General features: G+C 54.1%; 12 protein-coding genes. 7 read left to right on the forward strand and 5 right to left on the reverse strand.

The features are described 5' to 3' along the window. The first annotated feature begins 115 nt into the window (after positions 1-115). Complete coding sequence (locus tag BTJ39_RS04105; RefSeq protein WP_078001407.1) at positions 116-721, forward strand: FMN-dependent NADH-azoreductase; 606 nt, start codon at positions 116-118, stop codon at positions 719-721. 74 nt (positions 722-795) lie between these two features. Here BTJ39_RS04105 and BTJ39_RS04110 read toward each other — a convergent pair whose 3' ends face one another. Genes BTJ39_RS04110 through BTJ39_RS04120 form a run of 3 tightly spaced genes read right to left on the reverse strand, consistent with a single transcriptional unit; the run spans position 796 to position 3,998 of the window. Then, complete coding sequence (locus BTJ39_RS04110; RefSeq protein ID WP_078001408.1) at positions 796-1,131, reverse strand: YdbL family probable chaperone protein; 336 nt, start codon at positions 1,129-1,131, stop codon at positions 796-798. Positions 1,132-1,144: 13 nt separating this feature from the next. Beyond that, the gene (locus tag BTJ39_RS04115) at positions 1,145-1,336 is read right to left on the reverse strand and encodes a YnbE family lipoprotein (RefSeq protein ID WP_078001409.1); all 192 of its coding nucleotides are present in this window, start codon (positions 1,334-1,336) and stop codon (positions 1,145-1,147) included. Next, complete coding sequence (locus BTJ39_RS04120; RefSeq protein ID WP_078001410.1) at positions 1,326-3,998, reverse strand: YdbH family protein; 2,673 nt, start codon at positions 3,996-3,998, stop codon at positions 1,326-1,328. Before BTJ39_RS04120 ends, BTJ39_RS04115 begins: the two co-directional genes overlap by 11 nt. A gap of 52 nt (positions 3,999-4,050) precedes the next feature. Here BTJ39_RS04120 and BTJ39_RS04125 point away from each other — a divergent pair, with 52 nt between their 5' ends. Further along, complete coding sequence (locus BTJ39_RS04125; protein ID WP_078001411.1) at positions 4,051-5,052, forward strand: 2-hydroxyacid dehydrogenase; 1,002 nt, start codon at positions 4,051-4,053, stop codon at positions 5,050-5,052. Positions 5,053-5,056: 4 nt separating this feature from the next. Here the strand turns inward: BTJ39_RS04125 and BTJ39_RS04130 are convergent, their stop codons facing one another. Further along, positions 5,057-5,332: a putative hemolysin gene (locus BTJ39_RS04130; RefSeq protein ID WP_078001412.1), complete on the reverse strand. Its 276-nt coding sequence runs from the start codon at positions 5,330-5,332 to the stop codon at positions 5,057-5,059. 181 nt (positions 5,333-5,513) lie between these two features. Between BTJ39_RS04130 and BTJ39_RS04135 the strand changes: the two genes are divergently transcribed. The 3 genes from BTJ39_RS04135 to BTJ39_RS04145 all read left to right on the forward strand — a co-directional run bounded on the left by BTJ39_RS04135 (position 5,514) and on the right by BTJ39_RS04145 (position 10,189). Further along, on the forward strand, positions 5,514-6,170 hold the full coding sequence (locus tag BTJ39_RS04135; RefSeq protein ID WP_078001413.1) for an MgtC/SapB family protein: 657 nt from the start codon (positions 5,514-5,516) through the stop codon (positions 6,168-6,170). Positions 6,171-6,285: 115 nt separating this feature from the next. Further along, a complete protein-coding gene (nifJ, locus tag BTJ39_RS04140; RefSeq protein WP_078001414.1) occupies positions 6,286-9,810 on the forward strand; it encodes a pyruvate:ferredoxin (flavodoxin) oxidoreductase in 3,525 nt (1,174 codons plus the stop codon). A 91-nt stretch (positions 9,811-9,901) separates the two neighbouring features. Then, positions 9,902-10,189: a putative quinol monooxygenase gene (locus BTJ39_RS04145; RefSeq protein WP_078001415.1), complete on the forward strand. Its 288-nt coding sequence runs from the start codon at positions 9,902-9,904 to the stop codon at positions 10,187-10,189. Between the two features lie 63 nt (positions 10,190-10,252). Here the strand turns inward: BTJ39_RS04145 and BTJ39_RS04150 are convergent, their stop codons facing one another. Then, a complete protein-coding gene (locus BTJ39_RS04150; protein ID WP_078001416.1) occupies positions 10,253-10,519 on the reverse strand; it encodes a hypothetical protein in 267 nt (88 codons plus the stop codon). Between the two features lie 538 nt (positions 10,520-11,057). On the opposite strand from BTJ39_RS04150, the gene BTJ39_RS04155 reads away from it, so the two are divergent. Both BTJ39_RS04155 and ttcA read left to right on the forward strand, forming a co-directional pair. Beyond that, positions 11,058-11,882: a glycosyltransferase gene (locus tag BTJ39_RS04155; protein ID WP_078001417.1), complete on the forward strand. Its 825-nt coding sequence runs from the start codon at positions 11,058-11,060 to the stop codon at positions 11,880-11,882. Between the two features lie 283 nt (positions 11,883-12,165). After that, positions 12,166-13,107, forward strand: a complete 942-nt coding sequence (ttcA, locus tag BTJ39_RS04160; RefSeq protein WP_078001418.1) for a tRNA 2-thiocytidine(32) synthetase TtcA — start codon at positions 12,166-12,168, stop codon at positions 13,105-13,107.

A 13,107-nucleotide genomic window follows, 5' to 3' on the forward strand; every position in this document is an offset into this window, starting at 1 on the left:
TAAATTCGAATATAGAACTCGAAATATTGCTCTTTCTCTGAAAAGGTTTTGCTCATAAAGTGTAACCCATTGGACGGTAAGCGTTCCGTATTAACCAAACAGGAAAACATTAACTATGAGCAAAGTACTTGTCCTGAAATCCAGCATCCTGGCAGGTTATTCTACCTCTGGTCAGTTGGCTGACCATCTGATTGCTGAGTGGAAAGCAGCTCACCCGACAGATCAAATCACCGTACGCGATCTGGCAGCTAACCCTATTCCGGTTTTAGATGGTGAACTGGTTGGCGCGCTGCGTCCGTCAGATGCTACGCTGACACCGCGCCAGCAGGAAGCGCTGGATCTGTCAGACGAACTGATTGCCGAGTTGAACGCGCACGATACTATTGTTATCACCGCGCCGATGTACAACTTCAACATTCCAACTCAGCTGAAAAGCTATTTTGACCTGATAGCGCGTGCCGGCGTGACCTTCCGCTATAGCGAAAACGGTCCGGAAGGCCTGGTTAAAGACAAAAAAGTGGTGGTTATCTCCAGCCGCGGCGGCATCCATAAAGACACCCCGAGCGACCTGCTGACCCCTTACCTGAAGCTGTTCCTCGGCTTCCTCGGTATGACAGAAGTCAACTTTGTCTTTGCCGAAGGCATTGCCTACGGTCCGGACGTAGCGGGTAAAGCCTCTGCGGATGCTAAAGATGTACTGAAACAAATCATCGCCGCCTGATTCAGCTGGCAGCAGCCGATTAATAACATGCGATCTTCGGGTCGCATGTTATCTGTAGGCTACGTCAGTCACGTTCACTGCGGTTGTTTCTGCAGCCACAAGCCGTTAATACCGCGCACATATTCTCCCGCATCGGCACGCTCAACCAGCTTTTGCCCGGCAATGGCCGCCACTTCGCTCGTCGTCAGATTATTTTGCTGCGCCAGACGCTGGTACTGCTGTTGCCGGCCTGCATTAACGCGATTAACCAGCTCTTGCGTTTCCCTGTCATTCTGCCGTGCTGCCAGATAGCCGTTCAGCGTCTCGCCCGCCCGTCCGCTGCTGCGCGCTTCGGCCAGAGTCAGCGCCTGGCTCGCCGGTGAAATAATTATCAACGCCAGTAGCCAGCCGGCATAACGCTTGATGTTCATAGATTAATCCTTATCAGAACAGGTCATTGTTGTTTTTCAGCAATGCTTCCACGTCTTTATCGACTTTAATATGAATCTCATGTTCAATTTTGACGTTCATATTGATGGTGATAGGTTCCTTCGGCGCAGCCACCTCAATGCGCGGCACGCAGCCGCAAAGCACTAATGCGCTGCCGAGCAGCAGGAAATTAAGGCTATTTGTCATCAGAAGTATCCTTTTTTGACGGCAGGCTGGCATTGTCTTCCACCCAGGATTGCAAATTATCGCCAAAGCGCAAGCTGCGCCAGAGCTGGAACAGGTTCTCGCGATGCGTGTAGTGCAACGACACCCGCTGTTTGCGATCGCTGAACTGGCTGGCGCCATCTACCTGCGCCGTCATTTTTAACCAACCTAAATTAGTCAGATCAATCGTTGCCCATGAGCGGGAAATTTCCATGTAGCGCAGCCAGTCAATCGCCGCTCCGGTGGCCATACTATTGCCGGAGATCGCATCGGCGGTGTCTTTATCCAGCCGCAGCGTTAGCGGACCATCATTGGCTATCCAGCCGTTATGCACCAACCATTGCCGATCGTTCAGCCACAGCGGCAGCATACCGTTAACATAGCCTGACAGCGCAAATTGCTTTGGCTTAAGCGCGGTAATGAATTTGCTCAGGCTGATATGACTCAGACGCACATTCGCGGCGTCCTGCTGGGGCATCACCAGGCTATCGAGCGACAGTTTGCCGTCCATCAGTTCGACACTCACATTGCTCAAGCGTAGCGGTTGCTGGCGACTCCACGGGTACCAGCCCTGTAAATCAGCGCTGATATTTTTCAGGTCAAACTGATTTTTTATGCTGGCAATGCGCAGCGCAACGGGTCGCTTCGCGCCAAAATACCATTGGTGCTGTTTAAAACGGAAAGGGAGCGAGAAATCCACGCCCTGGATCTCATTATCCGGCATGCGGGCGTAGCCGTCGCGCACCACAAAGTGGCCGCCAGCCTGAAAACCCTGACCGGCCGCGGCCGAAAAAGCAGCTTGCGCCCGCAGGGTACCGTCCTGAATCCGCATTTTTAAATCCGGACTTAGCAGCGGCTGAAAGACTAACAGCGACTGCGCGGGCCACCATGCCTGCCCGCGCAGCCGTTCGCCATCCCAGCGGCCATTGACGCGTACCGGTCCCATATCGCCGGCCTGCAAGGTCCCGCGCCACAAAAACCAGGCGGGATCGCGCCCCTTGAGCGTCAATGCCAGATGGCTGTCTGGCAGCAAACCACCGTAGCTGAACTGGGTGTCTTTGGCATCAAGCTTCAGATTACCGTTAAAAGAGGGATGGCTGGCATCGCGCTGCCAGCGAACCGGTTCGCCCAGCGTCAGCCGCGGCGAGTTAACCTTAACCGCGCCGTAGCTTAGCTTGTCAAAACCGGTGGACAGGCTCTGCAGTTCTATTTGCGTATCGTTCCAGCTGCCCTGGCCGTTTAAATCCCATTTTGCAGCCAGTGGTTTGATGTGCCCCTGGCCCCAGTAGCGCCAGCGCCAGAGCCCTTTATCCGGCCAAAAGTCACGGGCGCCGCCATCAAGGTGCAAACGAAATTCGCCCATATTGGGATCGTGAGCGCTGAGAATGGCCTGTAGCCGGCCGCTGATGCCGGCGCTGGAAAGCCGTACGCCAGCCAGCGGCCAGCGCGCTTCATCCACTTCCAGCGTTGAAAGCAGCCGCCCGCGCATGCGCATCAGCGCGCCGGGCGAAAAGTAGAGTACCGGATCGAGGATCGGACCACGCAATTCGCCCGGCAGGCGGGAATAAAACTGCAGGTTTGTTAGCTTGCTGTCACCGGTGATTTGTAGCGGTATCTGGCTATTTTGCCAGTCTGGCTTACCGGGTCCAACGCTGATAACGACGTTACCCCGACCGCCACGCCCGCTGGTCAGCACATTCAGGCGCCCGCTGAGCACCGCCTGGCCGATGCCTTTTTGCCAGTCGTCTACCTGTAGCGTCAAACCGCCCGATAGAGGCTGCCCCGCCCAGGGCCATTGCCACTGGCCTTTATCAATCTGAATCTGCCTGGCGTCGGCCTGCCAGGGTAGCTGTAACAAGGGTTTTTCTTCGCCCCCGGCCACCACGTTCAGCTCGCCCTGCTGCTGTTGCCACTTCAACATAATATCCAGCGGCGCCGGCACGCTGGCGACCTGTAAACGGCCGGTTAATTCGCCGCTCTCAGGCAGACTATCGGGCATATCAGGGAGCAACAGCTTACCCTGCAGCGTAACCGGTTGAGCGGCGCCGGCCAGGGGTAGCATCAATCGTTGGATGACTAACTCACGACCGGTAATCCGGGCGTCGAGCTGAAGATTATCGCCGGAGTAGCGGATCTGCTGCTGCTGCGCATCAAGGGTAAGATGAACGCTCCCGGCCCAGTCCTGCCATGGCGTAACGGTGAGCTTACCGATATCCAGCTGTGCATCAGGCAACAGCCGCTGCCAATCGCCGAGGGTGCGGCCTGGCTGACTGGATTCGCCGGCAGGAATTTTACTCAGGCACTGACTGTCAAGATTCGCGCTGGTTGCCTGTAACAGCCAGCGGCCTTTATTGCGACCAAGAGCGGCACCATCCAGCGATGCCAGCAGGCAGTTATCCTGCCAGTAGCGTAATGCGGGAAATTGCAGCTGACCGTGCTGCCAGCCAAAGCGCCCGCTCAACTCCACCCGCGCCCGGTCCGGAAGCCAGAAGGCAATGACCGCGGGCAACCAGCCAGATGCACTGACAAGCAGCACGCCTAACAGTATAATAATGATTAGAAATATTATTCCGACGGTTTTAAGACAGCGCCCCAAGGCGGTCCTCCCTATTATCCCTGATCGCTCAGGAGGGGATAATGGCATGAAGCGCCAGGCGGGTGAAGTTTTATTGCTCCCGGTAACCAGGAGATAAATAATGAAACTAGCCGTTTATAGCACCAGACAATATGAACGCAAATACCTTGAACATGTTAATGAAAGTTATGGAATTGACATTGAGTTTTTCGATTTTCTGCTTAGCGAACGCACGGCTAAGAACGCCGTAAACTGCGAAGCGGTGTGTATTTTTGTTAACGATGACGCCAGTCGGGCGGTACTGGAAGAGCTGGCGGCGCTCGGCGTAAAGTATGTTGCCCTGCGCTGTGCAGGTTTTAATAACGTTGACCTTGACGCAGCGCGCGAGCTTGGTCTGGCGGTGGTGCGCGTGCCGGCCTATTCACCGGAGGCGGTAGCCGAGCACGCGGTAGGGTTAATGATGACGCTGAATCGTCATATTCATCGCGCCTGGCTGCGTACCCGTGATGCGAACTTCTCACTGGAGGGCTTAACCGGCTTTAATATGCATGGTCGCACTGCGGGCATTATCGGTACCGGCAAAATCGGTCTCGCGACGCTGCGCATTCTTAACGGTTTCGGTATGCGATTGCTGGCATACGACCCCTATCCTAACCCGCAGGTTCTGGCGCCTGGCGCGGAATATGTTGATCTCGCCACGCTGTTTAACCAGTCTGACGTTATCAGCCTGCATTGCCCGCTGACCCCGGAAAACCAGCACCTGCTGAATGCCAGCGCCTTTGCTCAGATGAAAGATGGAGTGATGATTATTAATACCAGCCGCGGGGCGCTGATTGATTCAAAGGCGGCCATTGAAGCGCTGAAAATGCAAAAAATCGGCTCGCTGGGTATGGATGTCTACGAAAACGAACGCGATCTCTTCTTTGAAGATAAGTCTAATGATGTGATTCAGGATGACGTTTTCCGTCGCCTGTCAGCCTGCCATAACGTGTTATTCACCGGCCATCAGGCTTTCCTGACTTCCGATGCGTTAATCAACATCGCCCAGGTTACCCTGGAAAACCTCGCCTGTCTGGCGAGAGGCGACAGCTGCAGCAATGAGTTAACGCGGAATCAACAATAGCGTTTTAAATGCAACCGCCCGAGGTCAGCGCCGTTTCACTGCAGCGACGTCCGTTTGGCAACTGGCACATGCCGACGGCGCTACCATCAAGCTGACGAGAGAATGCAAGGGTTCCGCCGGCACCGCCGCAAGCATCGGTAGCCACTGACGACATATGCGGTCTGGCGGTAACATGCGCGCTGGTCGCTTGCTGCGGCGGTTCATTTTGGTCAGGATCGCTACTGCAGGCGGAAAGCAACAGCGCAGCAGCGCCGGCCAGTAATAAAGTCGCAGCTTTCATTTATCAGGCTCCGGGAGATTGTGGCTCAAAGACAAAACAGCATTAGGAAAGTTAAACAAAAGGTCGCTGTCTGTCATCTTTTTTTACTGAATAAAATCGACAAAATTGCAATTGATGGTTGTCTTAATTTTTTGATTTTACGACTCCGCTATTTAATTAAAGAAAAATCAGGAGGATAACAATGGTTATTGATTTACTGGTGCGCATCGCCCTCGCCGGGGCGCTGGGCGGGCTTATTGGCCTTGAGCGCCAGCTGCGGGCAAAGGAAGCGGGATTGCGTACCCATATTCTGGTTGGGATCGGTAGCGCCATGTTTATGATCGTTTCTAAATATGGCTTTGCCGATGTGCTGCCGCTGGAACATATTGCGCTCGACCCCAGCCGTATTGCCGCCCAGGTAGTCAGCGGTATGGGTTTTCTCGGCGCCGGCACCATAATGATCCAACGCCAGGTGGTGCGTGGCCTGACCACCGCCGCCGGGTTATGGGTTACCGCGGCCATCGGGCTGGTCATCGGCAGCGGGCTGTATGAAATTGGTATTTACGGTACCCTGCTGGCGCTGGTGGTGCTGGAGCTATTTAGCCGTCTCAGCCGCTATCTGGTCGGCAAACATCACTCGCTGCTGTTTCGACTCAAGCCTAAAAGCGTGCCGCTTGTGCTGCTGGCGCTGCAAAAAGAGCATATCCGCACCGGTCAGGTTTCCGTGGTTAACCGTGATGACGAGAGCGGCCTTTGCGAACTATCACTGGACGTTACCCTGTCACGAAGGGTAGTTCAGTCGCGTCTTTATGAAGCGTTAATGGAGATTAAAGGCGTACACAGTCTGGAAATGCACTAGAACCAGGCAAATTTGATCCTCAGTGCGCCGCCGTGGCGCATTCCCCTAATTTTGGTAGGGATAAGCGACGCTGGTGTGCCAGACTCTACGCCAGGTCAACTTGAGAGGATATTGTATGATCACCATCGACGGCAATGGCGCTGCGGCTTCCGTAGCCTTTCGCACCAGCGAAGTGATCGCTATTTACCCGATAACGCCAAGTTCTGCCATGGCCGAACAGGCGGATGCCTGGTCAAGCGCCGGGCGTCAGAACGTCTGGGGCGATGTGCCGAAGGTGGTCGAAATGCAGTCTGAAGCCGGTGCGATTGCCGCCGTCCATGGCGCGCTGCAAACCGGGGCGCTTTCCACTAGCTTCACCTCATCCCAGGGATTGCTGCTGATGATCCCGACGCTTTATAAGCTCGCCGGACAGCTGACCCCTTTTGTTCTGCACGTTGCCGCCCGTACCGTCGCCGCTCACGCACTGTCCATTTTTTGCGACCATTCCGACGTCATGGCGGTGCGGCAAACCGGCTGCGCGATGCTGTGCGCTGACGGCGTACAGCAGGCGCAGGATTTTGCCTTAATCGCGCAAATAGCATCCCTTAACAGTCGCCTGCCCTTTATCCACTTTTTTGACGGCTTTCGTACTTCGCACGAAATCAATAAAATCGTTCCGCTGTCAGATGAAACGCTGCGCGTTCTGATGCCGCAGCAGGCCATCGAGGCCCATCGCCAGCGAGCGCTATCGCCGGACCATCCGGTTATTCGCGGCACCTCGGCGAATCCCGACACCTGGTTTCAATCCCGCGAGGCAATCAACCCCTGGTATAACGCCGCCGTGACGCACGTTGAGCAGGCAATGAACGATTTCGCCCGTGAAACCGGCCGTCAGTATCACCCCGTCAGCTACTACGGGGATCCGCAGGCTGAGCGCGTAATCGTCCTGATGGGCTCCGCTGCCGGCACCTGCCGCGAGGTCATTGACAACCTTTGCCAGCAAGGGGAAAAAGTGGGTCTGGTTACGATTCATCTTTATCGCCCTTTTCCGGCAGAGCAGCTGCTGGCGGCGCTACCCGGGACGGTTAAGCGCATTGCAGTGTTGGATCGCACCAAAGAGCCAGGCGCCCAGGCGGAACCGCTGTTCCTTGACGTGATCTGTACCCTGGCCGAAGCCGTCGCCCAGGGTAAGCGATCCGCTATGCCGCTGTTGAGCGGCGGCCGCTATGGCTTATCTTCTAAAGAATTCGATCCCCGCTGCGTACTGGCGGTATTTAATGCGCTTTCCCAGCCGCAGCCGCCCGCGCGCTTTACCGTCGGTATTTATGATGACGTTACCCAGCTATCGCTGCCATTACCCGATCATGGAATGGTCAATCATGCGCGCCTGCAAGCGCTATTTTACGGTCTTGGCAGCGACGGCAGCGTTTCTGCCACGAAAAATAATATTAAAATTATCGGCAATAGCACGCCCTTCAACGTGCAGGGCTATTTTGTTTATGATTCCAAAAAAGCGGGCGGTCTGACGGTTTCCCATCTGCGCGTCAGTGAGCAGCCGATTCAGTCCGCTTATCTGGTGGAAGCAGCCGATTTTATCGGTTGTCATCAGTGGCAGTTTATCGACAAATACCGGCTGACTGAGCGGCTGAAACCCGGCGGCGTTTTCCTGCTCAACGCCCCCTGGTCCGCAGAAGAGGTCTGGCAGCGTTTGCCGCAGGAAGTGCAGGCAACCTTGAACCGTAAACAGGCGCGCTTTTATGTCATCAATGCCGCCCGCATTGCCCGCGAATGTCAGCTTGGCGCACGTATTAATACCGTCATGCAGATGGCTTTCTTTGAGCTGAGCGGCGTAATTGCTGCTGACGATGCGCTATCTCTGCTGCAGGATGCCGCGGCGCGCAGCTACCGCAGCAAAGGCGATGAGCTGGTGCAGCGTAACTGGGCGGCGCTGGCAGCATCCCGTACTGCGCTGGAGCAGGTCGAACTGCGCCCGGTAGATGCGCAAAGTCATCAGATGCCGCCGGTGGTTGCCGACAGCGCGCCCGATTTCGTAAAAACCGTTACTGCGGCGATGCTGGCGGGCCTTGGCGACTCACTTCCGGTCTCTGCTCTGCCGCCTGACGGAACATGGCCGACCGGCACCACCCGCTGGGAGAAACGCAATATCGCAGAAGCCATTCCCATCTGGAAGGCGGATCTCTGCACCCAGTGCAATCACTGCGTCGCTGCCTGCCCCCATGCGGCGATCCGCGCTAAGGTGGTTTCGCCGCAAAGCCTTGCGGCGGCAGGCAGCCCATTGTTGCCTTCGCTGGACGTTAAATCGCGCGATATGCGCGGACAAAAATACCTTTTGCAGGTAGCGCCGGAAGACTGCACCGGCTGTAATCTGTGCGTCGAGGTTTGCCCGGCGAAAGATCGGCAGAACCCGGAAATAAAAGCCATTAATATGCAGCCGCGGCTGGCGCACCTCGAAGAGGAAAAACAGCGCTTTGATGCGTTCCTGGCGCTGCCAGATATCGAGCCCGCGCAGATTGAGCGTATTGATATCCGGACATCACAGCTTATTACACCGCTGTTCGAATATTCCGGCGCCTGCTCCGGCTGCGGCGAAACCCCCTATATCAAACTGCTGACGCAGCTTTATGGCGACCGCCTGTTAATTGCCAATGCAACCGGTTGTTCGTCAATCTACGGTGGAAATCTGCCCTCAACGCCCTACACCACTAATAAGGAAGGTCGTGGGCCGGCATGGGCAAATTCGCTATTTGAAGACAATGCCGAGTTCGGTCTGGGATTCCGCCTTAGCGTTGATCTTCAGCGCCAGCGCGCCCGCCGCCTTGTTAACCAGCTCGCCGGCAGTCTGACGCCAGCGTTAAAAGCGACCCTCGAAAGTGACAGCGTCACTATCGGCCAACAGCGCGCGGCGGTTGAGGAATTGCGCTCGCTGCTGGCACAGGACAGCCGCCCCGATGCCCGCGCCCTTTACCAGCAGGCCGATGCGTTGATTGATAAGTCAATATGGCTCATTGGCGGTGACGGCTGGGCCTATGATATAGGCTTTGGCGGCCTTGACCACGTGCTCAGCCTGAGCGAAAACGTCAATATTCTGGTGCTGGATACCCAATGCTACTCCAATACCGGCGGTCAGGCGTCTAAAGCCACGCCCCTTGGGGCGGTAACCCGCTTTGGCGAAAACGGCAAGCGCAAAGCGCGCAAAGATCTCGGCGTCAGCATGATGATGTATGGTCACGTGTACGTTGCACAAATTTCACTCGGTGCGCAGCTCAATCAGACGGTTAAAGCAATTCAGGAAGCCGAAGCCTATCCGGGCCCCTCGCTGATTATTGCTTACAGCCCCTGCGAAGAGCATGGATACGACTTAGCTCTCAGCCACGACCAGATGCGTCAGCTGACCACCAGCGGTTTCTGGCCGCTATACCGCTTCGACCCGCAGCGCACAGAGCAAGGCAAAGTTGCTCTGTCCCTTGACTCGCGCCCGCCTGCCAGCGAATTGGAAGCGGCGCTGATGAATGAGCAACGCTTTCGTCGCCTGAACCAGCAACAGCCCGAGGTCGCTCGTCAGCTGTGGATTGACGCCGGTGCAGAGGCCCAGCGTAAATACGCCCTGCTGGCGCAGCTGGCCGGTAAGGCTGAAGCCTGATAAACAACGCTTAAGGCGCACGGGAAGCTGCACGACATTTCATTTTTCGTGCGTAGAATAAGCGGCAATAATCGCTAAAAGGAGTGCTTTTATGTCAGAGAAACCGCTGATGATCGTGGCAAAGTTTATTGCAAGGCCCGGTAAGGCTGATGAGTTGCAGGCGGTGCTTAGCCACTGCATTGAACCCAGTCGCGCCGAACCCGGATGCTTACATTACGATCTGTATCGCAGTCTGGAGGACCAGAATACCTTTTTATTTCACGAAAGCTGGCGGGATCAGCAGGCAATCGATCGCCACGGCGAGCAGCCTCATTTCAAAGCGCTGCTGGCTGATGCCGCGCCGCTGTGGCAACAACCGCCGGAAATCATTGTCAATTAGCGCCCCACCGGGCGGCCGTTGCCGCCCTTTCCTGCTTCACGCTGCATCGCTGACCAACCAGCGCTACCAGCGAATCCCCCCGCCTTCCCTGACCACCTCGCTCGAGGCATTCTCTTCTCTGAAGTGATAGGTTTCGACATCATGATCGAGCTTCCATTTTATAGCACTGTTCTTCTGCACATCGAGCGGATGTTTGTCCTTCTGATGCTTGCCTGTAAGGCCTTCCGGCAGGTCGGGAACGTAATGAAACTTTTCTGCTTCGCTATTTTTTACTGCGCATTGCGCATTAAAGCAGCCGCAAAAAATGAGGCAGGCGATAATTTTTTTCATCACAATTGTCCTTGGGGTTTCCTTTACAGGGCGGAACCGGTGAGTTTTTACAGGCGTAATCAGGTCGCGTACTGACATGTGACACCTCTCGCTTAACCACAGTCTATCCACACTCCCCGCGAAGCTCTCCTGCTGATTAAAATTATTTCGCATATTAAAGGTCATGATGGCAATAAAAAAATAAAATTTTTAAATCTGCTACTTTTACTTCAGGAGTAAGATTTTTTAAATTAAAACATGTTATGTCTAATGCAGGTTGTTACTACTTTTGTTTGGCCCTTGTTTAAAGGGAAGACTGCATACTATGTCATCTCCAATTGCGCACGCAAGCTAATGGTTTCGCTTGCTGCACGCAACACAGATGCTAATCAGAAAGTAATTTAAATAGTCTTTAATACAGCGAAATCAGCACAGGCCTCCTTCATCCGGATAAAATCCCCCATAAAGTCACTTAAAAAACATAGTGTCATAGCCTGCTGACATGTTTATTTTCTGATAAAAAACCAAATATGTTAAAAAAATGAAAAGAGAATATTAAATGAGTGACTGGCAGCATATTAAATTGACTTATATAACTCACTTTTATTGCAACCAGGGGAATATTGATTCCGTTTTATCTTTACTAAAAGCGTATGAAAGCTATCCAACAGAGATTCTGGATTGCACCCATTTTGTGATAATTGATGACGCTAGCAGCATCCACTATGAGGTCCCTGCGTTTAAGCTAAACCTGACCTGGCTGCGGATAGACGATGATATCTGCTGGAACCAGGGCGGCGCACGCAATCTTGGCGTTACCTATGCAAAATCGGATAAAATTTTGCTGACCGATCTGGATCATCAGCTGCCGCCAGAAACGTTCAGCTATCTTATCGGACATAAAAGCCCCGGTCGCAGCTTTTATAAGATATACCGAAACGACCCTGAAACAGGAAAACGCATTAAAGGGCATAGCAATTTATTTTTCATGTCGCGGGCACGGTTTTTCAGACACTTTGGCTATGATGAAGAGTTTTGTGGCCATTATGGCGCGGAAGACTATCGGTTTGTGAAATATCATAAGTACCATGGCTCAATACAGCGCTATCTCCCCCGCCGCATCCGTTGCCATATAAGAGACATTGACCGCGAAAGCTCATATCATAGCCTGCCGCGCGATTTATCCTTTAATACGCCCGTCGACCAGAAAAAAGCAAAAGAAATTACCGCCTATGGCGCGGAGCGTGGGCACAGCCGTCGTTTTTTAAATTTTACCTGGCATACCGTCGCGGTTTGCAACAGAGAAGCCTGCCCGCCAAAACCCCGTCTACTCTGGAAGTATCTATGGTGGTTCCGCTGCCTGCTTGCCCCCTTAGCGCGATAGTTTCTGGCCGTTTTCGCGCTGCTGAGCGAGCAGATTACGCTGCGATGATGACAATATAGTCTTGCTCGCTCACACCCGCCGCCGGGAGAAGGTTCGCCGGCATTGGTCGGCCCTGAAAACAGGCGCACTGTTTCATTATGCCATGCGGTTAAAAAGGTGCTGGAATTCGGCGCTGTAATCCGTACCATACGCGACATGCATACGCTCGCAGGCTTCCGGCCAGCGATACCCGGTGATATCCCGCTGGCTGGCCCGGGTAAGAAGCCAATAAGAGATAGTTAATATGTCAGAAAATCAAATGGTTGATAAAAAATCGCAGTATAACCTCAACAAGCTTCATAAGCGTCTGCGTCGCAACGTTGGCGAAGCTATCGCTCACTTCAATATGATTGAGGAAGGCGACCGGGTTATGGTTTGCCTGTCCGGCGGCAAAGATAGTTACACCATGCTGGAAATTTTGCGCAATTTGCAGCAAAGCGCGCCGGTGAGTTTCAGCCTGGTGGCGGTTAACCTCGATCAGAAGCAGCCCGGATTTCCTGAACATATTCTGCCCGGCTATCTCGACGACATCGGCGTTGAATATACAATCGTGCAGGAAGACACTTACAGCATCGTTAAAGAAAAAATTCCCGAAGGCAAAACAACCTGCTCGCTTTGCTCAAGGCTGCGCCGCGGCATTCTTTATCGTACAGCCAGCGAGCTTGGCGCGACAAAAATCGCCCTTGGTCATCATCGTGATGATATTTTGCAGACGCTGTTTCTCAATATGTTTTACGGCGGCAAAATGAAAGGCATGCCGCCTAAGCTGATGAGCGATGATGGCAAGCACATCGTGATTCGTCCTCTCGCCTACTGCCGGGAAAAAGATATCGAGCGCTTTGCAACGGCGCGTCAGTTTCCCATTATTCCCTGCAATCTATGTGGCTCGCAGCCAAACCTTCAGCGTCAGGTTATTGGCGATATGCTGCGCGACTGGGACCGTAAATATCCTGGCCGGATTGAAACGATGTTTAGCGCGATGCAAAACGTGGTGCCTTCTCACCTGGCGGATACCGGACTGTTCGACTTTAAATCTATTCATCATGGCGATGCGGTTATTGACGGCGGCGACCTGGCCTTTGATCGCGAATCTCTGCCGCTCCAGCCTGCCGGCTGGCAGCCACAGGATGAAGAGGATGAAGCCGGGCGCGACTATCCGCGCCTCGACGTTCTGCAAATTAAGTAG

Source organism: Izhakiella australiensis, from assembly GCF_002006995.1.
In the GTDB taxonomy this organism is placed as follows: Bacteria; Pseudomonadota; Gammaproteobacteria; order Enterobacterales; family Enterobacteriaceae; genus Izhakiella; species Izhakiella australiensis.